Origin of the sequence: Planomonospora sp. ID67723, from assembly GCF_015711605.1 — a bacterium.
Lineage (GTDB): Bacteria > Actinomycetota > Actinomycetes > Streptosporangiales > Streptosporangiaceae > Planomonospora_A.
Window position 1 is genome coordinate 2,138,375 of the sequence record NZ_JABTEZ010000001.1, and the last position, 26,524, is coordinate 2,164,898.

Below are 26,524 nucleotides of genomic sequence, written 5' to 3' on the forward strand. Positions count from 1 at the left end.
ACGGCTAGCTTCCACCGGGGCGGAGCACGGATCCGACGGTACGGATGATGATCTTGATGTCGGACAGGAGTGACCAGGTGTCGATGTAGTGGTTGTCGAACCTGACGCGGTCCTCGATGGAGGTGTCCCCGCGCAGCCCGTGGATCTGGGCCCAGCCCGTGAGCCCCGCCGGGACGCGGTGGCGGCTGCCGTAGTGGGGCAGGGAGGCGGAGAACCGGTCGACGAAGAAGGGGCGCTCGGGCCGGGGCCCGACGATGCTCATCTCCCCCCGCAGGATGTTCCAGAGCTGGGGCAGCTCGTCGAGCGAGGTCCGGCGCAGCAGTCTGCCGGCCGGGCCCATGCGCCGGTCGTCGGCGATGCTCCAGCGGGTCGCGGACTCGTGCGCGTCGGAGGGCTTGAGTGTGCGCAGCTTGAGCAGTTCGAACCAGCGGCCGCCGAGCCCCACCCGGTGCTGCCGGAACAGCACGCCGGGCCCGCCCTCGCGGCGTACGGCCAGCGCGCAGACCGCCAGCACCGGCGCGGCGGCCACCAGGCCCGCCAGGGCCAGGACGATGTCCATGAGCCGTTTCAGCGGCCAGGTCGGCCGGGCCTGCGGGGCGGGCCGCATCCGCAGGACGGGAAAGCTCCTGATGTGGTCGGACAGGGGGAGGAAGTCGGTGAGGAGGTCACCCGGCTCCGGCGCGAAGAAGACCTCGCAGCCGAGATTCCCGGCGACGCGGGTCAGGGAGCAGGTCTCCGGCCCGGGGGAGGGGACCGAGGTGATGACCACCACGCGGACGCGGTGGATCAGCAGGGTCTCGGCCAGCCGTGCGGTGCCGCCGAGCACCGGCAGGGGCGGCGGCTCCACGCTCGGCCGGTCGTCCAGGAAGCCGATCGGCGCGAGCCCGTACTCGGGGTGTTCGAGCATGGCCGCCGCGAGCCGGCTGCCGTGGCCGCCGGCCCCCACCAGGAGCGTGGGCTTCGCCCCGGGCCCCAGCCGCCGGCCGCGGGCGGCCGCGTAACCGGCCCACCTGCCGCCGCACGCGAGAGCGGTGTAGAGCAACACGAGCGGAATCCAGCCGTGGAGCCCGCCCGCGGGCGGCACTCCCACGCCGAGGGCCGCGGCCAGCACCGCAGCGGCCGTTCCGCCCCCGGCCACGGAGGGGAGGTCGTCCAGGACGGAAGGAGCCAGCCGGGGGCGGTACAGCCCGAGCGCGCCGTTCAGCACGGCCAGCAGGGCCGTCGCGGCCACGACGGCGGTGTCGCCGCCGCCGATGAGGGCCACCGCCGCGGCCATGCAGGCGAGGTCGACGCCGAGCAGTCCGGGAGGTGAGACGGGCCGCCGCCCGCGCCGGCCCCGCCGCGCGGCCCTCCTGGCGGACGCGGCTCCCCACGGACCCGGCGACCACCGCACGTCGGGCAGGAGCGCGGTCGCGGCGCCGCCCGTGCCCGCTCCGCCGGCTTCCACGACGCCTGTGTCCGCTCCATCCGCGCCGTGGGGCGCCCGGCTATCCCTGACGGTCGCGGTCATCGGATTCTCCGTGGACGGGCGCTGCTTCCGCGATCAACCCGAATGCGGTCAAGATTCCCCCATGTCGGTGATTCTCATTGAGGCCGAAAATTGACCGGCGGCCTCGTGGTCGGCTCGTTTCCACATTTGCTGGACGATCTCTTCAATAAGGGGGTCCACCTCTTTCGGTGGTGCGAAAGGGCTGGTCCCGACAAGTTTTTGATGCTAGCGATGGCAGGCGTGTTAATCCCGGACCCGGGCGGGCAGGCGCCAGTCGTCGCAGGCAGTGACGGGATGACCTTCCTTTTTGTGCGGGCATACCGGACCGGCTGGGAAACAAAGGGCGGTCCCAGGCGGCGCAAGGTTTCTTCAGAATCCGGACGGCGGGCGGCGGGCGATCCGGGAGGCGGCGGCGGGCCGTGGTGACGGATGGTGAGGGGGTGGGCCGCGGCCCCTGGCGGTGACGGGACGTCACGTTGACGTTCCACCGCTTTTCGGGTGGTATCAGGAGCGGTGCCGTATCCCGGTCAACGAGGACCGAACGGACGGCCAGTGGAGGTGCTGTGTCGCGGGGCCTGCCTGGAGGGCGGAGTTTCCACGACGAGGGGGTGCGGTTGTTCGGTGGCCGCGAATCCCTCGTGTGGGATGCTTGTGCCACCGCCCCCTCCTGGCGAGGACTCACCGTCTGTGACCATGGAACCCCCGGTCCCCCGCGGGTGACGGCGGTCTGTCACGGGTCACACGATGATCCGCGGCGGCTTGCCGAAGCTTTGCCCGTCGGCGACGGGCACGCCGCGCCGCCAACGATGCCCGGCGCGCGAGTGCGGGGCATCACCTTCTCTTCTGCGGGCACTACAGCCTGATGTAGGGCCCGGACAAAAAGAGCAAAACCCCTCACAAAGGAGTGAGAGCGACATGCCGCTCGACGAGGCCAAGGACGAGCTGCTGAGAAGTGCCGCGCAGATGTGCGCGCACACACCCGGCGGCGACCACAGGAATGCCGAGGAGGTGCTCGCCTTCCTGAGGCTCTACTACCGGCATGTCGCGCCAGAGGACCTGCTGGACCGCGACCCGGTCGACGTCTACGGCCCGGCCACGGCCCAGCGGCAGCTCGCCGAGAACCGCCCCCAGGGAAGGGCCCTGGTGCGGGCCTACACGCCCACCCTGGAGGAGCACGGCTGGGATCCCGGCGGCTCGGTCGTCGAGGTGGTCACCGACGACATGCCCTTCCTGGTCGACTCGGTGACGATGGAGCTCGACCGCCACGAGATCGGCGTCCACCTGGTGGTCCACCCCCAGATGCGGGTGCGCAGGGACATGACCGGCAGGCTGCTCGGCCGGGACCAGGAGGACGTCACCGGGCAGATGCTCGCCGAGTCCTGGATGCACTTCGAGATCGACCGCCAGTCCGACCCGGCGGTGCTCAGGCAGCTGGAGAGCGACCTCCAGCGGGTCCTGTCGGACGTGCGCTACACCGTCGAGGACTTCGTCAAGATGCGGGCCCTCGCCGTACAGACCGCCGAGGACGTGTCGGTCAACCCGCCCCCGCTCGACCTGGCCGGAGTGGAGGACAGCCTGGAGCTGATGCGCTGGCTGGCCGACGGGCACTTCACCTTCATCGGCTACCGCGAGTACCGCCTGGAGCGGGGGGAGCACGGCGACGAGCTGCACGCGGTCCCCGGGACCGGGCTGGGCATCCTGCGCCATGACAAGACGGGCTCCGGCAGCTTCGCCGCGCTCCCGCCGGAGGTGCGTGCCAAGGCCCGCGAGAAGCAGAACATGCTGATCATCACCAAGGCCAACAGCCGCGCCACCGTGCACCGCCCCGCCTACCTGGACTACGTGGGCGTGAAGGTCTTCGACGCCGAGGGCGAGGTCATCGGCGAGCGGCGCTTCCTGGGCTTGTTCACCCACGCGGCCTACAACGAGTCGATCTCCCGCATCCCCGTGCTCCGGCGCAAGCTGGCCGCGGTCCTCGACCGGGCCGGGATCGCCGCCGACAGCCACGACGGCAAGGACCTCATGGAGATCCTGGAGACCTTCCCCCGGGACGAGCTCTTCCAGACCTCGATGGACCAGCTCCTGCCGATCGCCCTCGGCGTGCTCCGCCTCCGCGAGCGCAAGCAGGTCAAGCTCTTCCTCCGGCCGGACGACTACGGCCGCTACGTCTCGTGTCTGATCTACCTGCCGCGCGACCGTTACACCACCAAGATCCGCATCAAGATGCAGGAGCTCCTGGTCAAGGCGCTGAAGGGCAAGTCGTCCGAGTACAGCGCGATGATCGGCGAGTCGGCGCTGGCCCGGCTGCAGGTGGTCGTGCGCGGTGAACGGGGCAGGCCGCTGACGGCCGACGGGGTGGACCTGGAGGAGCTGGAGGGCAGACTCGCCGCCACCACCCGCTCGTGGGAGGACGACCTGACCGCGGCCATCACGGAGCTGAGCTCGGAGGAGGAGGCGCCCCGGCTCATCCGCCGGTACGCCACCGCGTTCCCCGAGGGCTACAAGGCAGACTTCCCGCCCCGGGTGGCGGTCGCGGACCTGCGCCGGCTGGACGCGCTCGCCAGGTCGTCCGAAGAGATCGGGATGAACCTCTACGAGCCGTACGACGCCCCGGAGGGGGAGCGCCGGTTCAAGCTCTACCGGCTCGGCGGCCAGGTCTCGCTCTCGCACGTCCTGCCGCTGCTGCAGCGGATGGGCGTCGAGGTGGTCGACGAGCGCCCCTACGAGATCGACCGCGACGACAACCCGGAGACCAAGGACGCCTGGATCTACGACTTCGGCCTGCGCTACACCCCCTCGGGGGAGGTGGACAGGGACGAGTTCAAGCGGCTCTTCCAGGACGCGTTCGATGCGCTGTGGCGCGGCCGGGTGGAGAGCGACGGCTTCAACGGGCTCGTCCTGGCCGCCGGACTGACCTGGGAGCAGGCCGAGATCCTGCGGGTCTACGCCAAATACCTGCGTCAGGCCGGGACGACCTTCAGCCAGGACTACATCGAGCGCGTGCTGCTGGGCAACGTACGGCTCGCGCGGCTGCTGGTGCGCCTGTTCGAGGCCAGGCTGGACCCGCGCCGCCCGGGGGAGGTCCGCGCGGAGCTGGCCGACGCGCTGCACGAGGAGATCCTCGGCGCGCTGGACGACGTCGCCTCCCTGGACGAGGACCGCATCCTCCGGGCCTACCTGGAGATGATCAACGCGACGCTGCGGACCAACTACTTCCAGACGACGGGCCCCGGCACGTCGTCCGGGCCCGGCTCCGGTGACGGGGCCGCCGGCGGGGAGCGCAAGCCGTACATCTCGTTGAAGCTGGACTCGCCCTCGATCAGCGTGCTGCCGCTGCCCCGGCCCAGGTTCGAGGTCTTCGTCTACTCGCCGAGGGTCGAGGGCGTGCACCTGCGCTTCGGCAAGGTCGCCCGGGGCGGGCTGCGCTGGTCGGACCGGATGGAGGACTTCCGGACCGAGATCCTGGGACTGGTGAAGGCGCAGATGGTGAAGAACACCGTCATCGTCCCCACCGGCTCCAAGGGCGGTTTCGTCGTTAAGAATCCGCCGAAGTCGGGAGCGCGGGAAGACGTGCTGGCCGAGGGCGTCGCGTGCTACCGGATGTTCATCTCCGGCCTGCTCGACATCACCGACAACCTCGTGGACGGCAAGGTGGTCCCGCCCGCCGACGTGGTCAGGCACGACGAGGACGACACCTACCTGGTGGTCGCCGCCGACAAGGGCACCGCGACCTTCTCCGACATCGCCAACGGCGTGGCCAAGGAGTACGGCTTCTGGCTGGGCGACGCCTTCGCCTCCGGCGGCTCGATCGGCTACGACCACAAGGCCATGGGCATCACCGCCCGAGGCGCCTGGGAATCGGTCAAGTACCACTTCCGCACGACGGGCGTGGACATCCAGAGCACCGACTTCACCGTGGCCGGCATCGGCGACATGTCGGGCGACGTGTTCGGCAACGGCATGCTGCTCTCCCAGCACATCCGGCTGGTCGCGGCCTTCGACCACCGGCACATCTTCATCGACCCCGACCCGGACGCCGCGCGGAGCTACGCCGAGCGCGCCCGGCTCTTCGCCCTCCCGCGCAGCTCGTGGGAGGACTACTCCACGGAGCTGATCTCCGAGGGCGGCGGCGTCTGGCCGCGCACCGCCAAGTCGATCCCGGTCTCGCCGCAGGCCCGCGCCGTGCTCGGCATCGCCGGCGGGGTCACCGCGATGGCCCCCAACGACCTGATCAGCGCCATCCTGAGGGCACCGGTGGACCTGCTGTGGAACGGCGGCATCGGCACCTACGCCAAGGCCTCGGTCGAGTCGCACGCCGACGTCGGCGACAAGGCCAACGACGGCCTGCGGGTCAACGCCTCCGAGCTGCGCTGCAAGGTGATCGGCGAGGGCGGGAACCTGGGCTTCACCCAGCTCGCGCGGATCGAGTTCGCGCTCAACGGCGGGCTGGTCAACACCGACTTCATCGACAACTCCGCGGGTGTGGACACCTCCGACCACGAGGTGAACATCAAGATCCTGCTGGACCGGGTGGTCCGCGAGGGCGAGCTCACCGACAAGCAGCGCAACCAGCTCTTCCTCGACATGACCGACGAGGTGGCCCGGCTGGTCCTGCGGGACAACTACGACCAGAACGTGGTGCTGGCCGCCGCCCGCGCGCAGGCCCCCGAGATGCTGCACATCCACTCGCGCTACCTGCGCAGGCTGGAGCGGGCCGGGCTGGTCAACCGGGAGCTGGAGTTCCTGCCCTCGGACAAGACGCTCGCCGAGCGCCGCCAGGCCGGACTCGGGCTGACCGCGCCGGAGTTCTCGGTGCTGCTGGCCTACACCAAGCTGGTGGTGGACGCCGAGCTCCTCGCCTCCGACCTGCCCGACGACCCCTACCTGGCCTCCTGGCTGGTGTCGTACTTCCCGTCGCCGCTGCGCGAGCGCTTCCGCTCGGCGATGGACGACCACCCGCTCCGCCGGGAGATCATCACCACCTGCGTGGTGAACGACATGGTCAACTCCAGCGGGACCACTTTCATGTTCCGCGCCGGAGAGGAGAGCGGCGCCTCGACCCCGGACATCGCCCGCGCCTACCTCGTCGCCCGCGAGGTCTTCGACCTGCCGAGCTTCTGGCTGGCCGTCGAGGGGCTCGACAACAAGGTGGACACCGCCACCCAGATCGCCATGGAGCTGGAGGCCCGCAAGCTGTGCGAGCGCGGGGCCCGCTGGCTGCTCGGCAACCGCCGGCCGCCGCTGGACCTGGCCTCCACGGTGGGTTTCTTCGCCAAGGGCATGAACGGCCTGCTGCCGCACCTGCCCAAGCTGCTGACCGGCTCCGACCTGCTGGCCTTCGAGGAGCGCCGCGACGTCTTCATCGCCCGCGGCGTGCCCGAGGAGCTGGCCGAGCGGGTCTCCGCGATGGTCCCGGCCTACTCGACGTTCGACCTGGTGGAGATCGCCCACACCACCGGCCGCCCGGTGAACGAGGCGGCCGAGGTCTACTTCGACCTGGCCGACCGGCTCCAGCTCTCCGCGCTGCGGGAGCGGGTCATCGCGCTCCCGCGGGACAACCGGTGGAACTCCATGGCCCGGGCCGCCCTTCGCGACGACCTCTACGCCGCGCACGCCGCGCTCACCCGCGACGTCCTGGTGCACAGCGAGTCGGGGCTGGCGCCGGAGGAGCGGCTCGCCCGCTGGGCCGACGCGAACTGGGCGGCGGTCGCGCGGGCCAGGCAGACGCTCTCGGAGATCTGGGAGAGCGACAACTTCGATCTGGCGACGCTCTCGGTGGCGCTGCGAGCGGTCCGCACACTGGTGGCCTCCACCAGCTTGCCCCGCGCGGAGGCCTGAGGCGGGTTCCGGCTCCGCGGTCGTGCAAGACCGGTTCCGGCTCCGCGGTCAGGCCGGTTCCGGTCCCCGCCGGATCAGCGCCGCCCAGGAGCGTCCGCACCAGGCGGCGCCGCCCAGGAGCGTCCGCACCAGGCGGCGCCGCTCGGCGACGTGCTCGAACATCGGCAGGCTGAAGGCGGACAGCCGGCCCGGCCCCGTCACCGACCGCTCGGTGCGCGGGCGGGTGCGCGGACGGAGTCAGGAACTGGTGACCTTGGTGATGCCGCCGGCGTAGCCGATGACCCGGGCGAGCTCGCGGCTGGTCTTCGGCGGGACCGTGCTCACGTACTGCTGCGTCTCCACGGTCCGCACCTCCTTCAGGGGGGAGGAGTCCGGCAGCCGCTCCTGCTCGGGCAGCTTCGCGATGAGCTCCGCGCAGGGGTAGACCTTGGCCGTCCAGGTCGTCGTCCTGATCAGGGAGTAGGCGATCAGCGCCCCGCCGTCGGAGGTGCGCAGCGCGTGCACCGGGTAGCCGGCCGCGGCGAAGATCGAGCCGTAGCCGAGGCAGCTGTCCTTCTCCTCCGCGCGCGTGGCCGTGATCTCGGTCGCGTGGGCGGTGGTGTGCGGGCCCTCGGCGATCAGGCCGGCGGCGAACCCCGCAGAGCCCTCCTCCGCCGTGGTGGCGTGGAGCGGGGCCATCAGCCGCGGGCTGATCTGCACGCCGGGGTCGTCCCCGCCCAGGGCGGTGGCGTAGCCCTCGGCGTCCTGGGCGATCCCGGGAATCGCCGAATCCAGCAGGGAGAGGGAGCTGATCCGCCAGTCGTCCTCGCCCTGCCTGGTCACCGTCAGCATCACGGGGCGGCTCTCGCCCCCCTCCTCGCGGCGGTCCACGACGGCGGCGAACCAGCCGGGTCCCTGCTCCAGCCGGGGGACCAGCAGCCGCGGCTCGCCCCAGGTGTAGCGGGGCGGGTCCTCGCGCATGATCTCGGAACTCCGGAGAGCGGCCTGCGTGAGGGCCAGGTGGCCGTCCGCGGCCTGCCTGAGCAGGTGGTTGCGGTCGGCGGGCAGCCGGGGGACGGCCGAGCCCAGGATCCCGTCGGCGGACAGGATGTCCTTCAGCGCGCCGGCCGCCTCGGCGAGGGTGACCAGCGGGCGGGCGGGCGGGGCGGGAGCGGAGGCCGGGCCGCCGGCCGAAGGGCTCCTCCCGGCGGCCGGGTCGCCCCCGGAGGAGCAGGCCGCCGCCCCGGCGGCCACGGTGGTCAGGGCGAGCGCGAACGCGAGCAGACCTCGCCGTCCGTGTCCTCGCACCCTCGCCTCCCGATGACCTCTCCCCGGCGGTCCCGCCGCGGCGCCAAGCCTAGCCACGACGCGGGCCTGAGCCGTACACAACGGGGTGTGGCGGTCGCGTACCCTTTACAGACGTGGCACTCAACGATCCGGCAGAAGAGATCAACGAGCTTACCGGCACGCTGAACAGCATTCAGGACGTGCTGGACCTCGACGCCGTCCGCAAGCAGATCGAGGAGCTGGAGGACCAGGCGGCCGCGCCCGACCTGTGGAACGACCAGGACCGGGCCCAGAAGGTCACCAGCAAGCTCTCCTATCTGCAGGGCGAGGTCAACAGGATCGAGACCCTCGGGCAGCGGCTGGAGGACCTCTCCGTCCTCTACGAGCTCGCCGAGGCGGAGGACGACTCCGACACCCGCGAGGAGGCCGAGCGCGAGCTGGCGTCCCTCAGGAGCGACATCGGTGCCCTCGAGGTCCGCACCCTGCTGTCGGGCGAGTACGACGCGCGCGAGGCGGTCGTCACGATCAACTCCCAGGCCGGCGGCGTGGACGCCGCGGACTGGGCCCAGATGCTCCTGCGGATGTACCTCCGCTGGGCCGAGCGCAAGGGCTACCCGACGGAGGTCTACGAGACCTCCTACGCCGAGGAGGCCGGGATCAAGTCGGCCACCTTCACGGTCAAGGCCCCCTACGCCTACGGCACCCTCCGCGGCGAGCACGGCACCCACCGGCTGGTCCGGATCAGCCCGTTCGACAACCAGGGCCGTCGCCAGACCTCCTTCGCGGGCGTGGACGTGGTCCCGGTCGTCGAGACGACCGACCACATCGACATCAACGAGGACGACCTGAGGGTCGACGTCTACCGGTCCTCGGGCCCGGGCGGCCAGGGCGTCAACACCACCGACTCGGCGGTCCGCCTCACCCACCTGCCCACCGGCATCGTGGTCTCCTGCCAGAACGAGCGCTCGCAGCTGCAGAACAAGGCGACCGCCATGGCGGTCCTGCAGTCCAAGCTGCTGGAGCGCAAGCGGCAGGAGGAGGCGGCGGCGCTCAACGAGATCCGGGGCGAGAGCACCACCTCGTGGGGCACCCAGATCCGCAACTACGTGCTGCATCCCTATCAGATCGTGAAGGACCTGCGGACGGGCACCGAGGCGGGCAACCCGAGCGCGGTGCTGGACGGCGACCTCGACGAGTTCATCGAGGCGGAGATCCGGTGGACCCGCCGCCAAGAGGCGGGCGAGGAGGCCTAGAATCCTCCCAGCGGCCTCCTCAGGCCCCCGTGAGGTGCTTGAGGGCCAGGGTGAGGAAGAACAACGTGATCAGCACCAGGGAGACGAGGGCGGGGGTCATCCCGCCCAGTCCGCCGTGGTGCATGCGGTCGCGGTTGGCCCGGCACAGGGGGCAGCGGCCCTCCGAGACGGGGTGTGCGCACCGCGCGCAGACCAGATCGTCACAGCTCATCGTGTCCTCGCCTTCGGAGTCGTAACCACTTTATGCGGTCGTTACCGGGCGCTGAATCGTTTTGTTTCCGTTATGGACCTTCCATGCCAGTCTTCCCCCTAGACTGGGCTCCGGCCAACCGGAACGTCGACCGAGGTAAAGATCGGCGCCCCCCGGCCGGCGAGAGGCGGGAAGTGGTCCTCTGCCACCACCGCGACCGTCCTAACCCCTAGACTGACATGCCGTGATGCGCCCGTGATCCATTTTGATAATGTCACCAAGGTCTACGCGAACCAGAACCGGCCCGCGTTGGACCACGTCAGCGTCGACGTCGACAAGGGCGAGTTCGTGTTTCTCGTCGGCCCCTCGGGGTCCGGGAAGTCGACCTTCCTCCGCCTGGTCCTCAAGGAGGAGCGCCCGAACTCGGGCGCGATCCATGTGGCCGGCAAGGATCTCGCCCGACTGTCCAACTTCAAGGTGCCGCACCTGCGCCGCCGGATCGGCTGCGTGTTCCAGGACTTCCGGCTCCTCCCGAACAAGAACGTCTACGAGAACGTGGCGTTCGCTCTGGAGGTCATCGGGAAGCCCCGGCGGTTCATCCGCAAGGTCGTGCCCGAGGTCGTCGAGCTCGTCGGCCTGGAGGGCAAGGCCCACCGGATGCCCGACGAGCTGTCCGGTGGCGAGCAGCAGCGCGTGGCGATGGCCCGCGCGTTCGTCAACCGGCCGATGATCCTGCTGGCCGACGAGCCGACCGGGAACATCGACCCGGCGACGAGCATCGGCATCATGAAGGTGCTCGACCGGATCAACCGGACGGGCACCACCGTCGTCATGGCCACGCACGACGCGGCCATCGTCGACTCCATGCGCAAGCGCGTAGTGGAACTGGAGGACGGAAAGATCGTCCGAGACCAGTCGCGTGGCGTGTACGGCCAGGCGTACTGAACCGGGATCGGCGAAAGCGACAGGAAGAGCATGCGGGCAAACTTCATCTTCTCCGAGGTCTGGATCGGCCTCCGCCGTAACCTCACGATGACCATCGCGGTCATCGTGACGGTGGCGATCGGCATGGCGCTGCTGGGTATCGGTCTGATGGTCAACTCTCAGATCTCCGGCATGAAGGACTACTGGGCGGACAAGGTCGAGGTCTCGGTCTTCCTGTGCAAGAAGAACGACCCGTTCCCCAAGTGCAAGGGCAGCGGCGGCGTCAACGAGGAGGAGCAGACGGCGCTCCGGGCGCTGATCGAGGGCATGCCCCAGGTCGAGCAGGTCGAGTTCGAGGACGCGGCCAAGGCCTACGAGAACTTCAAGGTGCAGTACGCCAGCAACACCGTGCTGCTCTCGGCGATCCAGGTCGACGACATGCCCGAGTCCTTCCGGGTCAAGCTCAAGGACCCCGAGACCTACGGCGCGGTGATCGAGCAGCTGGAGGGCGCCGCGGGGGTCTCCAACGTGGTCAACCAGAAGAAGCTCCTGGAGAACTTCTTCGGGCTCATGGAGAAGATCCGGGGGTTCGCCCTGGTGATCGCCGGCTTCCTGGTGATCGCCGCCACCCTGCTGATCGGTAACACGGTCCGGCTCTCGGCCTACAACCGCAGGCGCGAGACGGGCATCATGCGCCTCGTCGGCGCCTCGAACCTCTACATCCAGCTCCCGTTCGTGATGGAGGGCGTCATCGCCGGCCTGATCGGCGGCGTGCTGGCGGCGGTGCTGCTGATCGTCACCAAGGTGTTCCTCTTCGACGGGGTCCAGGGCTATCTCGGCAACAGCCAGCTCACCTGGGAGACCGTCGCCTCGGTGATCAGCCTCACCATGGTCTTCGGCGTCCTGATCTGTGTGCTCGCCTCGTTCGTCACGCTCCGCCGTTACCTGCGTGTGTGAGGTGTCCCGGTAGGCTCGAAGGCATGCCACGTGAGACCGGGCGGAAGGTCATCGCCCAGAACAAGCGTGCCCGGCACGACTATCACATCGAGGACACCTACGAGGCCGGCCTCGTGCTGCAGGGCACGGAGGTCAAGTCGCTGCGCCTGGGCCGCGCCTCCCTCGTCGACGGGTACGCCACGGTCAAGGACGGCGAGGCGTGGTTGATCAACATCCACATCCCCGAATACACGATGGGGACGTGGACCAACCACGCGGCGCGGCGCACGCGCAAGCTGCTCCTGCACCGCAAGGAGATCGACAAGCTGGTCGCCAAGACCAAGGAGGGCGGCCTCACCCTGGTCCCGCTCTCGCTCTACTTCAAGGACGGCAAGGCCAAGGTCGAGCTCGGCCTCGCCAAGGGCAAGAAGGACTGGGACAAGCGGCAGACGCTGGCCGAGAAGCAGGCCAAGCGGGAGATGGCCCGCGTGCTCAGGCACCGGAACAGATGACCGTGACGGGGAGGACTCGCCGGACCGTCGCCGCGGCGCTCACGCTGGCGGTGACGGCCCCCATGCTGTCGGCGTGCTTCGAGGAGCCCTCGGCGCACGAGGCGGTCCGCGACTTCCTGGTGGGCTGGCAGACCGGTGACTACGCCACGGCCGCCCGGCGCACCGACGGCGACGCGCAGAAGGTCCGCAGAGCCCTGGAGGACGCCAAGATCCACCTCGACGCGGCCTCGTTCCGGTTCGCGCTCAAGGGGATCAGCCGCACGGGCGACCAGGTCCAGGCCGACTTCGCCGCCGAGGTCGACCTGGGGGAGAACAATCCCCTGTGGGAGTACGACGGCAGGCTCCCGCTCCACCTGGTGGACGGGGAGTGGAAGGTGCGCTGGTCGCCCGGCGTGCTCCACCCCGAGCTGCGCGAAGGTCAGCGTTTCGCGGTGAAGGTCGATCCCGAGGACCGCTACCCGATCGAGGCCCAGGACCGCGACCCGCTGCAGGAGCTCGCCAACCTGCACGTCGCCAGTGTCATCCCGGCCAAGCTGAACGACCCGGAGAAGGTCTGCGAGCAGCTGTCCAAGGTGACCGGCTTCCCGAAGGACCGGCTGCTGAGCCGGATCATGTCGGCCGTCCCCAACGACCAGGTGCCGCTGGTCACCTTCGGCCGGACCCGGTTCGCCCAGCTCCGCCCGGAGCTGGAGGCCATCGGGGGCATCCAGTTCTCGATCCGCGAGCAGCCGGTCGCACCCGCCTCTCCCAAGCAGATCGTCGGCACCGTCACCGCCGTCACGCCGGAGACCGAGCTGCTGCTCGGCGGGCCGCAGCGGGCCGGTGACACGGTCGGCCGCGACGGCCTGCAGAAGGCCTACCAGGAGTACCTGACCGGCTCGACCGAGACCAGCGTGGTCACTGTGGACCTCAAGACGCTGGAGACGGTGACGGAGCTCGCCAAGTGGCGGCCGGGCCGTACGGCCGCGCCGGTGCGCACCACGCTCGACCGGCGGGTCCAGCAGGCCGCCGACTCCGCGCTGGCCACGGGGGCGCGCGGCATGGTGGTCGCGGTCCAGGGCTCCACCGGTGAGGTGCGGGCCGTGAGCAGCACCAAGGAGTACCACCAGGAGGAGGACGCGCTCGACGGGGAGTTCCCCGCCGGGACCACTTTCTCGATCATGGCCGTCGAGGGGCTGCTCAAGGCCCAGGTGAACCTCAAGCAGAAGATCGCCTGCCCAGCCGATCGGACCGTGGGAGGGGCCCGCTTCCGCCAGCCGCTGCCGCCGGCGGGGAGCGAGCCGACCCTTCAGGGCAACTTCGCCAACGCCTGCGTGACCGCGCTGGCCTCGCTCGCCCGCAGGGTCGGTCCGGCAGAGCTGACCGCCAGCGCCGAGAAGTTCGGCATCGGGGCGCCGTGGACCCTGCCGCTGAAGTCCTTCAGCGGCTCGATGCAGCCGCTGAAGAACGACGCGGCCACGGCGAAGGCCATCGCCGGGCAGAACGTCTCGGTCAGCCCGCTGTCCATGGCCCTGGTCGCCGGGGCGGTCGCCTCCGGCACCTGGCGCCCGCCGATCCTGGTCATCGACCCGAAGACGCCGACCCTGCCGGCCGAGACCGACCAGCCGGCCAAGCCGGTCCCTCCGGTCGGCCTCGACGAGAAGACCGTCACCACCCTGCGCTCCCTCATGCGCACCGCTGTGACCTCCGGCTCGGCCCGCGCCGCCGCGGCTCCGGGCGATCCGGTGCACGGCGTCACCGCCGCCGCCTCGCGGGCCGGCAAGCCGCTGTCCTGGTTCGTGGGCTGGCAGGGGGACGTGGCGGTGGCCGTGCTCGTGGAGAGCAGCGATCCGGGTGCCGGAGCGGCGGTCGCGGGCCGGTTCTTCCAGAACCTGCGAGCCGGGGTCTGACCTCGGACGCGACCCTCCGGATCGGCCCCGGAGCAGCACTGTGAAAAATTCTCATCACCCGGAGCAACCATCGGGCGCCTCGTTCGCGTCTTCCCAAGTGACTGAGCACCGCTCGGGGGGTTGCGGACTCAGTCGCCGTGATGAGATCAGGGCTTCATCTCGGGGGAGGCCCTGCCGTCCGGACCGGCTCGACCCTGCCGGTCGGCCCCGGGGGCGCGTGCGACATGCCGCGCTCCCGGGGTTTCGGCATGTCCCGGGAAGTTCCAGGATTCTTTACCTTCCGGGGCCCCCGGCGGGAATGGAGTTGGCGCAGGTGCTGTTGTAACCGGTATCTTCGGATAGCCCGGTCCTCCTCGCGAGGAGCGGGTTGACAACTCAACAGGGGGGTGACTGGTTTCGACTTTGGCTTTGCAAGTCAGGAGAAGCGGGTCGAGGACTGCGGACATAACCTCGTTAACACTGTGACCGCGACCAATAAGTGCCAATAAGACGCACTCCGAAGTCAAGAGCCAGGGCAACCTGGCCCTCGCCGCCTAAGCAGCGAGTGACTTCTGCCGGCCCGGGAGCGCCTCCGGCCCGGATCCGGCATCGCTAGGAGGCTCAACCGCGAGACCCGGCCACGGGGTCGAGCGGGAAAACTGACAGTGGCTGAGCCCGTCGGCGTCTTGCCTGTGTGATCGCCGGGGCTGAGAAAAGCACAACAGGCTGCACCCGGAGAAGCCCTGCCTTGGAGTTGAAGGACGCGGGTTCGATTCCCGCCACCTCCACCCCCGTTCCGCGTTCGAAACGCGCGGAGCAGATCGCCGAAGGGCGGTCGGTCGGCACCTCGCCGCCCGGCCGCCCTTCGGCGTTGTCGCAGATGCCGCGTAGGCGCCCGGCGACCGGGACGAACGGCCGGCTTCCCGCGAGGACGCGGGTTCAGGCGGCGACCGGCGCCGGTCACGCCGGAGCGGCGGTTCTCACTCCGATCGCCAGCAGGTATCCGATCATCCAGAACTCGGCGACCACGGCCGGCGCGAGGACGATCAGGGAGAAGGTCTCCCCGAGACCGGGCAGGAGGAAAGTCGTCAGGGTGTCCACCTCGTAGCCGAAACACGCGATCATCAGCACGACTCCCAGGGCCCGCGGGAACATGCCCGAGGTGTAGGCGAGGTACCCCATCGGCAGCAGCCACAGGCCGAACATGATCCCGCTGATCACGGATCCGTACCGGTGCATGTCCATCAGCAGCAGGACCAGGGTGTCGGAGGCGCCGACCTGCGGGGCGACGGCGTAGGCGGCGTCGGTGGCGACCAGCAGCGCGGCGAAGTGGAAGATCAGGTTGACCAGGATCATCCCCGTGCCGATGGCCATGAAGACCACCATCGCGGCTGCGGCGTTCCTGTTGACGTGTTTGAAGAGCCGGTAGAGCGTCATCGCCACGAGGAGGGAGCTGGTGGCGGTCACCAGGTCGGCCACGAAGCCGAGCCGGAAGAGGGTCGCGTTCGCCACGATGTTGCCGGCGGTGGCGGCGGCGTCGCCCGGCACGTACACGGTGGCGCGGGCGTACATCTGGGCGAAGAGCGCGAAGACGGCGACGGCGAGGTAGAAGACTCCGGCGAGTCTGGCCACGCGCTTGGGTGAACCCATGGTCTCTCCCTGGTTTCAGGCGTGCTGCGGAAGACCGGGGAGATGCTTCTCCCCGGCCTCGGAGCGTCGGTGCGGGACGCGGTCCCGGGCTCAGCCCCCGGTGACGGGGAGCCGGAAGACGTCGCGGGGCGGTGCCGGGAGGCGGGCGCGCGTTCCTCTGTCCTCGTACGGATGCCGCCCTCATGTAAAAAATAGTCGACATGGATGAAGGTAAACCGGAGCCGACATCATGTCAATGTTTCTATACATTGATCGGCGTGCGGAGCGGCCTTCATGCAGGAGGGGTCGTGCGCGGATCGCGGCGCGACGGTCGCCGTCACGCTTCCCGACACCACGACGAGGGCCCCTCGGCGGGTTCGCCGAGGGGCCCTCGAAGGATGCGACGTCAGAACCGGCCGGAGCTCAGCCGGACGTCCTGGACGCGCCGGCGGCGGCCGTGGCCGGCTGCGGGCGGGAGGAGCTCAGGAGCGGAGCGCCCCAGGGCAGCTTGTCCGTCGGCCACAGCTCGCGCTGCTGCTTCTGCGTCTGCTGCTTCTTGACCATGGTCTCGACCCTGCCGCCCACGGGGCAGCGGAAGCCGTCCGGAGGCAGGGTCAGCGAGATCAGGTAGTTGTCGATCGGCACCGTGCTGCACTCGTCCTTGCCGTAGATGCGGTGGCCCCAGCCCTCATAGGTGATCAGGCGCGCCTTGGAGCCGAGCTGCCGGGCCACGTTGGCGGACCAGGAGTACGGGGTGGAGGGGTCGTGCAGGGAGTTGCCCAGCAGGATCGGAGCGCTGCCGGTGTAGCGCAGCCGGTGCTGCGGGTTGGTGGTGGGGTGACCGAGGCAGACGGGCAGGTCCTCGATCGGCATCGGGTTGTAGCGCATGTCCGGGGCGCGGCGGTTGGAGCTGCGCAGCAGCCAGGCGTACTCCTTGTAGTTGCGCACCCGCAGTGTGTAGTCCTGGCAGAGGATCGCGGTGGGCAGGTGGGCGACGTCCCCCGAAACGGGCTGCCTGCCGGGCAGCGGGGGCACCCACGACGGAGGCTCCCCGCCGTCCAGAGCGCGAAGCATCTCGCTCAGCAACTGCCAGGCGGGCCCTTCGTTGCCCAGTACGCCCTGCCACAGGACCTGGATCTCGGTCATCGGGCGGTCGGTGACGCCCGGGTAGTACAGCCGGCCGCTGCGCGCCTTGGCCAGGATCCTCTCCCACACCGCCCGGACGTCCTTGCCGTGCAGGGCGCAGCCGGGCTCCTGGTCGCACCAGCCGACGAACTGGTCGAAGGCGTCCTCGACGGCTGCGGCCTCGGAGTCGAGGAAGGCCTTGACGCCGAGGCTGTGGTCCATGTTGCTGTCCAGGGCCATGGCCCGGATCCGGTTCGGGAACAGCTCGGCGTACATCTGGCCGATCAGCGTCCCGTACGAGATCCCGTAGTAGGTGAGCTTCTCCTCGCCCAGCGCGGCGCGCAGGGCGTCCAGGTCGCGCGCGACGTTGACCGAGTCGACGTGGTCGTACAGCGGGCCGGTGCGGGCCCGGCAGTCCGCACGCAGCTTCTTGGCGTAGGCGGTCCACTTGACGAAGTCGGCCTGGCTCTTCATCACGGCGTACGGCATCTCGTTGAACACCGAGGCCGAGCAGATCACCGGGTGACTGCGGCCGACACCCCGGGGGTCGAAGCCGACGATGTCGAACCGCTTCTGCAGCTCCTCGGTGAAGAAGCCGGGAGCGCCGTAGGCGGCCTCCACGCCCGACCCGCCCGGACCGCCGGGGTTGATCACCAGGGATCCGACGCGGGCCGCGGGGTCGGTGGCCTTGCGGCGGGCGACGGCGAGATCGATGGTGGGCCCGTTCGGCCGGGACCAGTCGATCGGCACCGCCAGCTTGCCGCACTCGGCGGAGGGCTCCTCCTCGCAGGGGGCCCAGGCGATGAGGCCCTTCGCGGGCGCCGGGGTCGCCGACGCCGTCGCAGTCGGTGAGGCGGTCGGGGTTCCCGAAGCCGTCGGGGTCGGCTTGACTCCGTCTCCAGGGGCCGCCGCGACGGCCGATGACACGGGTAACAGCGTCGCCACCGCCGCGAAGGCGGCGGCGAGCAGAGAAGACCTTCCTCGCACAGTGCTCCAATCGTCGATCGGCCGGTCGGCCTGCTCGTGCGGCACTCGACCGGCCGTGATCATCTTCGGTCGACGGCCGCGACGGCCTCGAAACTGGCGGCGGCGAACGCGGCCCCCGTACTGACCGCGCCGAATCGACGGCAGCACGATACAGCAGCAAGATCCGAAATATAGTGACAATTGTGGCGAAAACCCACTGGTTGCCCATTCACCAGGGGATTCGTAACGTCATCCGCTTCCGAAACCCTCGTGACCCCTCGCCGGGATCCCTTCCGCTCGCATGAACGCATGCCGGATCCCACCGCCCGCCCGCCCTCCGGCATCGGCCAGGGCGGGTCCTCCCAACCGGGTACGGCCGCACCGGCTCGCTCGCGAGGCGCCGGAGGCGGCCCGGTGCCGGTCACGTCCGAAAACCGCCGGGCCGTACACGACACATGCTGATTTACTGATCAGCATGATGACTCTTCATGACAAAGCGGTTCTTTTCGGTTCTCTGCACAAAAGTGGAGAGCCGCTGGTCCTCGCCAACGCGTGGGACGTCGCCAGCGCGCGGCTGGTGGAGGAGGCGGGGGCCAGGGCGGTCGCGACCACCAGCGCCGGGGTCGCCTGGAGCCTGGGCGCGCCCGACGGCGACCTGCTCGGCCGGGACCAGGCGCTCGGCCTCGTGGCCCGGGTCGCCGCCGCCGTGGACGTCCCCGTCACCGCCGACATCGAGAGCGGTTTCGGGGAGAAGCCCGAGGACGTCGCGGACACCGTCCGGGGCGTGCTGGAGGCGGGCGCGGTGGGCGTGAACATCGAGGACACGGTCCGCGACGGGGCTCCGTCGCTGCGGCCGGTCGAGGAGCAGGCCGCCCGGCTCGCCGCGGCCCGCGCGGCCGCCGACGCCATGGGGATCCCGCTCTACATCAACGCCCGGGTGGACGTCTACGGGCACCCGGCCGAGGACCCGCAGACCCGGCTCCGAGCGGCCCTGGACCGGGCCGCCGCCTACCTCGCCGCCGGGGCCAGCGGCATCTTCGTGCCTTTCGTCACCGACCCCGCGACGGTGGAGGCACTGGTCCAGGGGGTGGACGCGCCGCTGAACATCCTGGTGGGGCCGGGCGCCCCGGCCGTCGGAGAGCTGGCCGCCCTCGGCGTCGCCCGGGTCAGCACCGGCTCCTCCATCGCCGCGGCGGCCTACGCCGTCGTCCGCCGGACCGCCCGGGAGCTGTACGGCACCGGCACCTACGAGGCGCTGTCCGGGGAACTGGCGTTCGGCGAGCTCAACGCCCTCATGCACGGCCGGGGTTAGGCTCCGCCCGCCGGTCTCGGCGGGAGCCCCGCCGCGGCGGGGACGTCCTTCCGGCGGGCCGCCGGGAACGCGCCGGCGGCGGCCTCGCCCGTGCCGGACGTAGCCGTCGCGCGGGAAAAGCGGTGGAGCAGCCCGGTCAGGGCGCGTTCTCGCCCAGGCCGTGGATCCGGTGGACGGCGGTGGCGAGGAACGCCGCGGCGGCGCCGCCGACCAGGGGGGCGGAGAGGAACAGCCAGAGCTGCTCGAGCCGTTCCCCTCCCATCAGGAGGGCCGGGCCGACGGAGCGCGCGGGGTTGGCCGAGGTGCCGGTGAGCGGGATGCCCACGAGGTGGATCGCGGCCAGTGCCAGGCCGACGGCCGGTGCGGCGGCCTCCCGGAGGGCGACGCGCTCGGTCACCATCAGGTAGGTCAGCACGAGGGTCATGGTGAGCAGCGCCTCGACGAGGAACGCGCCGGTGCTGTTGACGGTCACGCCGAAGCCGTTGGAGCCCAGGGCCTTCGTCTGGTCGGTGATCTCCCCGACGCTCAGGGTCAGCTTGAGCACCGACGCCCCAGAGATGCCGCCGAGCACCTGGGCGACGACGTAGCCGCCGGCCTCCCCCGGAGACATCCTCCCGGCCACCAGCATGCCCAGGGTCACCGCGGGATTGAGATGGCAGCCGGAGATCGGCCCGATGCCGGAGGCCAGGGCCAGCAGCACCAGGCCGAAGGCGAGGGCCACCCCGACGGCACCGATCTTGTCGATGCCGAACACGGCGCTGCCGACGGCGAGGTAGACCAGGATGAACGTGCCGGCGAACTCGGCCGCGTATCGCTTCATGTGTCACCGCTCGTAGGACGGAGTGTCGATCGGTCGCCGGGGGGCTCGTTCACGCGGGGGCCGGGAGAGGACCCGGGCTCACCCCGACGGGTTGGTGGGAAGCTCGCCCAGGGGGACGGTGACGCCGGTGGTGGAGCCGTCGGGGCGCAGGAGCTCCACCGCGGCCCGGTCGCCGGGCTCGAGGGTGGCCAGCAGCTCGGACAGGGCCTGCGTGGTCGGGACCTGGGTGCCGTTGATCGAGACGATCACGTCGCCGGGCTCGACCCCGGCCCGGGCCGCGCCCCCGCCCTCGGTCACCCCGACGACGCCGACGCCCGCCGGCCTGCCGTCGGGGCCGGCCACGGTCTGCACCGTGACGCCGAGGGCGGCCCGCCGGGTGTTGGTGACCTTGCCGCTCTTGACGATCTGGCCGGCGATGTCGGTCGCGGTGTTGGACGGGATCGCGAAGCCGATGCCCGGGGCCGCGCCGCCGCCCAGCTCGGGGACGGTGGCGGCGAGGGTCGGGATGCCGATGACCTCACCCGACAGGTTGACCAGCGCGCCGCCGCTGTTGCCCGGGTTGATCGCGGCGGAGGTCTGGATGGCTCCGGTGATCGTGGCGCCGGGGGAGCCGGACTCCGAGGGCTCGGTCACCGTACGGCCCAGCGCCGAGACGATGCCGTTGGTCACGCTGCTGCCCAGGCCGAGCGGGTTCCCCATGGCCAGGACGATCTGGCCCACCCGCAGCTTTCCGGAGTCGCCGAACTTCGCGGGCCTGAGGCCGGCCGGGTCGTCCACCTTGATCACGGCGAGGTCGCCGAGCGGGAAGGACTCGACCAGCCTGGCCCGGCGCGGGGCGCCGCCCGTGGCGAGGGTGACCTCGAACTCCCCGGCCCGGCCGACCACGTGGGCGTTGGTCACGATGTGGCCCGAGGTGTCGTAGATGACGCCCGACCCCAGGCCGGTGCTGGTGTTGATCTGCACGATGGACGGCAGCACGGCGGAGATGACCTTCTCGTAGGCCGATTCGAGGGCCGACGGGTCGTTCTCCGTGACGGGGGCGGGGGCGGTGGTGGTGGTGACGGCGCCGGACGAGGCGGCGGCCGTACGGGAGGCGTCCGGGTCCGCGCTGCAGCTCGCCAGCGCCAGGAAGGCGGCCGTGAGCAGGGCGACGAGCAGAGTGAGAGGTGCCGGTGGTCTCTCCATGCGGACAGACCTTCCCCGCTCATGGCGAAAGATACGTCTCCCGGAGATCGGTACGGCTGAGCTTGCCGGTGGGCGTCCGGGGGAGCCGCTCGCGGTACTCGACCACCCGGGGGTGCTTGAGCCGGGCCAGCCGGCCGGCGCAGTGCTCCAGCAGGGCGGCGGTGAGGTCCGGGCCGGGTTTGGCGTCCGGCGCGGGCTGGACGAGGGCGACGACCCGGTGGCCCCACTCGGGATCCGGCACGCCGATCACCGCCACGTCCGTCACCGCGGGGTGCTCCAGGAGCACCGCCTCGATCTCGGCGGGGTAGATGTTCACCCCGCCGGAGATGATCAGATCGGTACGGCGGTCGCAGAGGAACAGGTAGCCGTCGGAGTCGAGGTAACCGATGTCACCGGGGGTGTAGAGCCGTCCGCGCATCGCGGAGGCGGTCTTGGACGGGTCCCGGTGGTACTCGAAGCGGTTGATGCCGCCGATGTAGACCAGGCCGGGCTCGCCCGGGGGGAGCTCCTCGCCGTCGTCGCCGACGATGGTGAACTCCATGCCGTCGATCGCCCGGCCCACCGTGCCGGGCCTGGCCAGCCACTCCTCGGAGGAGACCATCGTGGCCACGGCGGCCTCGGTCGAGCCGTAGTACTCCCACAGCACGGGGCCGAGCCAGTCGATCATCGCCCGCTTGGTGGCGGGCGGGCAGGGCGCGGCGCCGTGGTAGAGGTGGGTCAGGGAGGACAGGTCGTACTTCTTCTGGATCTCTTCGGGGAGCGCCAGCAGCCGGTGGAACATCGTCGGCACCATGAACGCGTTGTTCACCCGGTGGCGCTCGATGAGTTCCAGGACTCCCTCGGCGTCGAACCGCTCGGTCGTGACCACCGTGTGGCCGTACTGCAGCGCCATCATGGCCTGGCCGTACGGGGCGGAGTGGTAGAGCTGGGAGAGCACCAGGTGCACGCCGTCGGGCGGGAGCGCGAAGTGCCGCCAGCTCTTGCGCATCAGGATCGGGTAGAGGTCCTCGGGGCTGAGCTCGATCAGCCGGCGGCGCACCCCCTTGGGCCTGCCGGTGGTGCCGGAGGTGTAGAGCATCATCGACCCGGCCCGGCGCTCCGCCGGAGGGGTGGCGGGCCGGTCCGCGGCGAGGGTCTCGACCTCCTCGAACCCGCCCGGCACGCCCCGTGCGTAGCGGGCGCAGCCGACCACCGCGCGCGCCTCGCAGTCGGTGATGATGTAGCCGATCTCATCGGCGGTGTAGTGCCAGTTGACCGGGACGTGGTAGGCGCCGATCTGGTAGGTCGCGAGCATCATCGTGATCGCGTCGACGCCGTTGGGCAGGACCGTCACCACGGTGCCGCCGGGGGTGACGCCCCTGGCGAGCAGACCGTGGGAGACCCGGTTGACCCGGTCGTGCAGCTCGCCGTAGGTCAGCGTGGCACCGCTCGCGCCGGTGGTGAGGCCCTCGACGACGGCGGTGCGTCCGGGGTCGGCGGCGGCGATCTCGTAGAAGCCCCTCATGAGCGCGACCATACAGAATGACATTCTGTTCAGGGAAGGGGGGAATGTCGCGACCTGGGATAATGCGTCTCACCTGGGAGAAGTCTGCGGAGATTATGTACATCGACCACCGCAGGTCGCATAGCCTGGCAGCCATGGCGGACGTCGGCGGTACCCCCTCCGGGCGCTCTCATGACGGGCATGTTCCCTCCTATGACGCACCCACGGCTCCCATGCCCGTCATTCCCGCTGAGGACGGCACACTGATCACTCCTCGCGTGCCCCGCCGGTTCCCCATCGGGGACGGCGAGGAGACCGTCCTCGTGCCCCGGCTCCCATCCGTCGGGGAGCCGTCCGAGCCGCCCGCCGACGGGTCCTCCGCGCCGGCCGAGGTTCCCCCGGCCTCGGCCGAGGAGCCTTCCGCGCTGGCCGAGGAGTCCCCCGCGCCGGCCGAGGAGCTGTCCGAGACGACCGTCGATGTGTCCGCCCTGCTGGCCCAGGCCCCTGTCCCCCTCCGGGCCGGCGGGTCTCCTGCGCCCGCGTCGGAGGAGGCGTCCCCCGTCGCGGCCGGCGGAGCGCCCGCCGCCGGGCCGGGCGCCGATGAGACCACTGGACCGTTCCGCGTCGGTGCCCCGCCCGCACCCGCGACGGCCGGCCGGCCGGGCCTCGGTGCCAGGCTGCTGAGGAGGATCGGGGACATCCCGGTCAAGACGGTCTACAGCCTCGGAGCCGCGCTGGCGACCGCGCTGACGGTCCTGCTGATCTTCGCCCTGTTCTCCGGGGACACCCCCGCCGATCCCGTGCAGACGCGCCGGGCCGCCCCCGCCGCGACGGGCACGCCGACGCCGGCCGTCCCCGAGGTCGTGCTGCCCAAGCTGCCCAGGGCGACCCCGCTCAAGGCGCTGCCCGGCACGGTGAGCCCGGTGCTCGGCACCGTGACCGACGGCAAGGCCGCGATCTCCTACTCCAGGCTGGGCGAGCCGTGGACCTCCGCGGCGATGTCGCCGTTCACCGCGGGCCAGCAGGTGGGCGGGGAACGGCTGCCGCGGACGATGGCGGTCTCGGCCCTGCTGCCGGGAGAGAAGCCCAGGGCCGAGCTGGAGACCGACGCGGACTTCCGGAAGGTGGCGCTGACCGCGGTGGAGTGGACCGTCCGCAACTACCATCCGGCCGGCGCCGAGGTCACCTGGACCGCCTCGCAGCGGCTGGTGAACGGCAAGGGGTGGGTGCTCGGCTACAAGGTCACCTACCTGATCGGTGACAAGAAGCGCACTTCGCAGGCGGCGCTCGCGCTGCTGGACATCGGCCAGCGCAAGCCCGCCATGCTCTTCGTGACCGTGCCGGACACCCGCAAGCGGCTGTGGGCGGACATCGCCCCCCTGATCGCGAGTGCCCGCGCGTTGTGACGGAAGTAGCTTCTAGAATATGGTTCTGCCACTGAACCGTTTCTGGAGGCTGTCATGGCGATCGGGTTGAGCGAGGAGCACGAGGCGCTCCGCGAGTCGGTGAGCGGCTGGGCCGAGCGCAACATTCCGTCCGAGGTCGTACGGGCCGCCATCGCGGCCGAAGGTGAGGAGCGTCCCGGCTTCTGGTCCGGCCTGGCCGACCAGGGCCTGCTCGGGCTGCACATCCCGGAGGAGCACGGCGGCAGCGGGTACGGCCTGCTGGAGACCGCCGTGGCCGTCGAGGCCCTCGGCGAGCGGGTCGCCCCCGGCCCCTACGTCCCGACGGTGTTCGCCAGCGCCGCGATCCTCGCCTCCGACGGCAAGGCCCACGCCGAGCTGCTGCCCGGCCTCGCCGACGGCACGCTGACCGGCGCGGTCGCGCTCTCCGGCTCGATCACCGGCACCCGGGGCGAGGACGGCGCGCTGACGGTCACCGGTGCCGCCGGGACCGTGCTCGGCGGCGCGCTGGCCGACGTCCTGGTGCTCCCGGTGAGCACCGACCGGGGTGAGGAGTGGGTGGCGGTGGACGCCTCCGCGGCGACCGTGACGCCGGTCAGGTCCCTGGACATCACCCGCGGCGTGGCCAAGGTCGAGTTCGACGCGGCCACCGTACCGGCCGGGCGGGTCCTGGACGGGCTGCAGGGCCCGGACGTGCTGAACCTCGCCGCGATCCTGCTGGGCGCCGAGGCCGCGGGCGTCGCCTCCTGGTGCGTGACCGCCGCCGCCGAGTACGCCAAGGTGCGCGTGCAGTTCGGCCGCCCGATCGGCCAGTTCCAGGGCGTCAAGCACAAGGCCGCCCGGATGCTGGTGGCGCTGGAGCAGGCGCGCGCCACGGTCTGGGACGCCACCCGCGCGGCGGAGTGGCGCGTGAGCGGGGCGGGCGCGGCAGCGGGCGCCGGCCAGGAGCTGGCCTACGCCGCCGCGATCGCGGGCGTGGTCGCGCCGGACGCCGCCGTGCAGTGCGCCAAGGACGCGGTCCAGATCTTCGGCGGCATCGGCTACACCTACGAGCACGACGTGCACCTGTACTACCGCCGCGCGCTCACCCTGCGGGCCCTGCTCGGTTCGAGCGCCGAGTGGGCCGAGTCGGTGGCCTCGCTCGCGCTGAGCGGCGTCACCCGCGAGATGGAGATCGAGCTTCCCGAGGACGCCGCCGCGCTGCGCGAGTCGGTCCGCGCGGAGATCGCCGAGATCGCGAAGCTGGAGGGCCAGGAGCAGAAGCGGGCGCTGGCCGAGGGCGGGTTCGTCATGTCGCACCTGCCCCGGCCGTGGGGCCGCGACGCCAAGCCGCTGGAGCAGGTGCTCATCTTCCAGGAGCTCAAGGCCGCCAAGGTCAGGCTCCCGCAGATGATCATCGGGGCCTGGGTCGTGCCGTCGATCGCGATGTACGGCACGACCGAGCAGCAGGAGCGTTTCCTGCCCAAGACGCTCAGCGGCGAGATGATGTGGTGCCAGCTCTTCTCCGAGCCGGGAGCCGGGTCCGACCTGGCCGCGCTGCAGATGAAGGCCGAGAAGGTCGAGGGCGGCTGGAAGCTCAACGGCCAGAAGATCTGGACCTCGGTCGCGCACATCGCCGAGTGGGGCATCTGCATCGCCCGCAACTCCTCCGAGGGCTCCAAGCACGAGGGCATCACCTACTTCCTGGTGGACATGAAGGCGCCCGGCGTCACCGTCCGGCCGCTGACCGAGATGACCGGCGAGAACCTGTTCAACGAGGTCTTCCTCGACGACGTGTTCGTCCCGGACGAACTGGTCGTCGGCGAGGTCGGCCAGGGCTGGAAGGTCGCCCGCAACACCCTGTCCAACGAGCGCGTCTCGCTCTCGTCGGGCTCGGGCGGCACCGGCGCCTCCGTGCCCGACCTGCTGGGCCTGGCCGGGCGGCTCGGCCGCGAGCTGACCCCGGCCGAGCGCCAGGAGGTGGCCCGGGTGGTGTGCGAGGGGCACTCGATCAACGCCCTCGGCCTGCGGGTGACGCTGAAGCAGCTGACCGGCGGCGAGCCGGGCGCGGACGCCTCGGTCCGCAAGCTGGTGTCCACCTCGCACGCCCAGCACGTCTCCGAGTGCGCGGTCGGGCTGCTCGGCGCCTCCGCCGTGGTCGCGGCCGACATGAAGCTCGGCGACCCCGGCTACTGGAACCGCGCCGTGCTGGCCACGCGCGCCATGACGATCTACGGAGGCACCACCGAGGTGCAGCTCAACATCATCGGTGAGCGCATGCTCGGCCTGCCCCGCGACCCCGAGCCGGGCAAGTAGCCGCCTGCGGACGGCGGCCCCGGGAGCGCC

18 protein-coding genes and 1 other RNA gene are annotated in these 26,524 nt (G+C 70.9%); 10 read left to right on the forward strand and 9 right to left on the reverse strand.

The window, feature by feature from the left end:
* Positions 1-4 precede the first annotated feature (4 nt).
* Positions 5-1,447: a sugar transferase gene (locus tag HS041_RS10100; protein ID WP_196440199.1), complete on the reverse strand. Its 1,443-nt coding sequence runs from the start codon at positions 1,445-1,447 to the stop codon at positions 5-7.
* Positions 1,448-2,404: 957 nt separating this feature from the next.
* Between HS041_RS10100 and HS041_RS10105 the strand changes: the two genes are divergently transcribed.
* Entirely contained in the window at positions 2,405-7,327 is a 4,923-nt protein-coding gene (locus tag HS041_RS10105; RefSeq protein WP_196440200.1) for an NAD-glutamate dehydrogenase, read from the forward strand.
* A gap of 48 nt (positions 7,328-7,375) precedes the next feature.
* Here the strand turns inward: HS041_RS10105 and HS041_RS10110 are convergent, their stop codons facing one another.
* On the reverse strand, positions 7,376-7,528 hold the full coding sequence (locus HS041_RS10110; RefSeq protein WP_196440201.1) for a hypothetical protein: 153 nt from the start codon (positions 7,526-7,528) through the stop codon (positions 7,376-7,378).
* A 36-nt stretch (positions 7,529-7,564) separates the two neighbouring features.
* Complete coding sequence (locus tag HS041_RS10115) at positions 7,565-8,614, reverse strand: DUF8094 domain-containing protein (protein WP_196440202.1); 1,050 nt, start codon at positions 8,612-8,614, stop codon at positions 7,565-7,567.
* Between the two features lie 113 nt (positions 8,615-8,727).
* On the opposite strand from HS041_RS10115, the gene prfB reads away from it, so the two are divergent.
* Positions 8,728-9,846 (forward strand): peptide chain release factor 2, encoded by a 1,119-nt coding sequence (gene prfB, locus HS041_RS10120; RefSeq protein WP_196440203.1) that lies wholly within the window; start codon positions 8,728-8,730, stop codon positions 9,844-9,846.
* A 19-nt stretch (positions 9,847-9,865) separates the two neighbouring features.
* Here prfB and HS041_RS10125 read toward each other — a convergent pair whose 3' ends face one another.
* Positions 9,866-10,057, reverse strand: coding sequence for a hypothetical protein (locus HS041_RS10125; RefSeq protein WP_196440204.1), 192 nt, complete (start codon positions 10,055-10,057; stop codon positions 9,866-9,868).
* Between the two features lie 234 nt (positions 10,058-10,291).
* Here HS041_RS10125 and ftsE point away from each other — a divergent pair, with 234 nt between their 5' ends.
* From ftsE to ssrA, 5 genes are all read left to right on the forward strand, one after another.
* Positions 10,292-10,981: a cell division ATP-binding protein FtsE gene (gene ftsE / locus HS041_RS10130; RefSeq protein ID WP_184939289.1), complete on the forward strand. Its 690-nt coding sequence runs from the start codon at positions 10,292-10,294 to the stop codon at positions 10,979-10,981.
* Positions 10,982-11,011: 30 nt separating this feature from the next.
* Positions 11,012-11,917, forward strand: coding sequence for a permease-like cell division protein FtsX (gene ftsX, locus HS041_RS10135; RefSeq protein WP_196440205.1), 906 nt, complete (start codon positions 11,012-11,014; stop codon positions 11,915-11,917).
* A 23-nt stretch (positions 11,918-11,940) separates the two neighbouring features.
* Entirely contained in the window at positions 11,941-12,408 is a 468-nt protein-coding gene (smpB, locus tag HS041_RS10140; RefSeq protein ID WP_196440206.1) for an SsrA-binding protein SmpB, read from the forward strand.
* The gene (locus HS041_RS10145) at positions 12,405-14,297 is read left to right on the forward strand and encodes a penicillin-binding transpeptidase domain-containing protein (RefSeq protein WP_230878509.1); all 1,893 of its coding nucleotides are present in this window, start codon (positions 12,405-12,407) and stop codon (positions 14,295-14,297) included. The genes smpB and HS041_RS10145 overlap by 4 nt, the downstream gene beginning before the upstream one ends.
* Before the next feature lie 382 nt (positions 14,298-14,679).
* Positions 14,680-15,067, forward strand: a transfer-messenger RNA (tmRNA) gene (ssrA, locus tag HS041_RS10150).
* 169 nt (positions 15,068-15,236) lie between these two features.
* Here the strand turns inward: ssrA and HS041_RS10155 are convergent.
* Both HS041_RS10155 and HS041_RS10160 read right to left on the reverse strand, forming a co-directional pair.
* On the reverse strand, positions 15,237-15,926 hold the full coding sequence (locus tag HS041_RS10155) for a DUF4386 domain-containing protein (protein ID WP_196440208.1): 690 nt from the start codon (positions 15,924-15,926) through the stop codon (positions 15,237-15,239).
* Positions 15,927-16,328: 402 nt separating this feature from the next.
* Positions 16,329-17,957 carry an alpha/beta fold hydrolase gene (locus HS041_RS10160; protein WP_196440209.1) on the reverse strand — a complete coding sequence of 543 codons (1,629 nt, stop codon included), beginning with the start codon at positions 17,955-17,957 and terminating at the stop codon, positions 16,329-16,331.
* A 514-nt stretch (positions 17,958-18,471) separates the two neighbouring features.
* Between HS041_RS10160 and HS041_RS10165 the strand changes: the two genes are divergently transcribed.
* Positions 18,472-19,308, forward strand: a complete 837-nt coding sequence (locus HS041_RS10165) for an isocitrate lyase/PEP mutase family protein (protein WP_196440210.1) — start codon at positions 18,472-18,474, stop codon at positions 19,306-19,308.
* 136 nt (positions 19,309-19,444) lie between these two features.
* On the opposite strand, the gene HS041_RS10170 is transcribed toward HS041_RS10165, so the two are convergent.
* The 3 genes from HS041_RS10170 to HS041_RS10180 form a co-directional block, all read right to left on the reverse strand.
* Positions 19,445-20,128, reverse strand: coding sequence for an aquaporin (locus tag HS041_RS10170; protein WP_196440211.1), 684 nt, complete (start codon positions 20,126-20,128; stop codon positions 19,445-19,447).
* Between the two features lie 78 nt (positions 20,129-20,206).
* Complete coding sequence (locus HS041_RS10175) at positions 20,207-21,313, reverse strand: S1C family serine protease (RefSeq protein WP_196440212.1); 1,107 nt, start codon at positions 21,311-21,313, stop codon at positions 20,207-20,209.
* 19 nt (positions 21,314-21,332) lie between these two features.
* Positions 21,333-22,817, reverse strand: a complete 1,485-nt coding sequence (locus tag HS041_RS10180) for an AMP-binding protein (protein ID WP_196440213.1) — start codon at positions 22,815-22,817, stop codon at positions 21,333-21,335.
* 212 nt (positions 22,818-23,029) lie between these two features.
* On the opposite strand from HS041_RS10180, the gene HS041_RS10185 reads away from it, so the two are divergent.
* On the forward strand, positions 23,030-24,202 hold the full coding sequence (locus tag HS041_RS10185) for a hypothetical protein (protein ID WP_196440214.1): 1,173 nt from the start codon (positions 23,030-23,032) through the stop codon (positions 24,200-24,202).
* Positions 24,203-24,256: 54 nt separating this feature from the next.
* Positions 24,257-26,494, forward strand: coding sequence for an acyl-CoA dehydrogenase family protein (locus tag HS041_RS10190; RefSeq protein WP_196440215.1), 2,238 nt, complete (start codon positions 24,257-24,259; stop codon positions 26,492-26,494).
* Positions 26,495-26,524 lie beyond the last annotated feature (30 nt).

Bases quoted from the DNA above. Each gene is read 5' to 3' on its own strand.
- ftsX (WP_196440205.1), top strand. From the start codon at position 11,012: ATGCGGGCAAACTTCATCTTCTCCGAGGTCTGGATCGGCCTCCGCCGT.
- HS041_RS10145 (WP_230878509.1), top strand. From the start codon at position 12,405: ATGACCGTGACGGGGAGGACTCGCCGGACCGTCGCCGCGGCGCTCACG.
- smpB (WP_196440206.1), top strand. From the start codon at position 11,941: ATGCCACGTGAGACCGGGCGGAAGGTCATCGCCCAGAACAAGCGTGCC.
- HS041_RS10180 (WP_196440213.1), bottom strand. From the start codon at position 22,817: ATGAGGGGCTTCTACGAGATCGCCGCCGCCGACCCCGGACGCACCGCC.
- HS041_RS10175 (WP_196440212.1), bottom strand. From the start codon at position 21,313: ATGGAGAGACCACCGGCACCTCTCACTCTGCTCGTCGCCCTGCTCACG.
- HS041_RS10155 (WP_196440208.1), bottom strand. From the start codon at position 15,926: ATGGGTTCACCCAAGCGCGTGGCCAGACTCGCCGGAGTCTTCTACCTC.
- HS041_RS10105 (WP_196440200.1), top strand. From the start codon at position 2,405: ATGCCGCTCGACGAGGCCAAGGACGAGCTGCTGAGAAGTGCCGCGCAG.
- HS041_RS10185 (WP_196440214.1), top strand. From the start codon at position 23,030: ATGCCCGTCATTCCCGCTGAGGACGGCACACTGATCACTCCTCGCGTG.
- HS041_RS10125 (WP_196440204.1), bottom strand. From the start codon at position 10,057: ATGAGCTGTGACGATCTGGTCTGCGCGCGGTGCGCACACCCCGTCTCG.
- HS041_RS10170 (WP_196440211.1), bottom strand. From the start codon at position 20,128: ATGAAGCGATACGCGGCCGAGTTCGCCGGCACGTTCATCCTGGTCTAC.
- HS041_RS10165 (WP_196440210.1), top strand. From the start codon at position 18,472: ATGATGACTCTTCATGACAAAGCGGTTCTTTTCGGTTCTCTGCACAAA.
- HS041_RS10190 (WP_196440215.1), top strand. From the start codon at position 24,257: ATGGCGATCGGGTTGAGCGAGGAGCACGAGGCGCTCCGCGAGTCGGTG.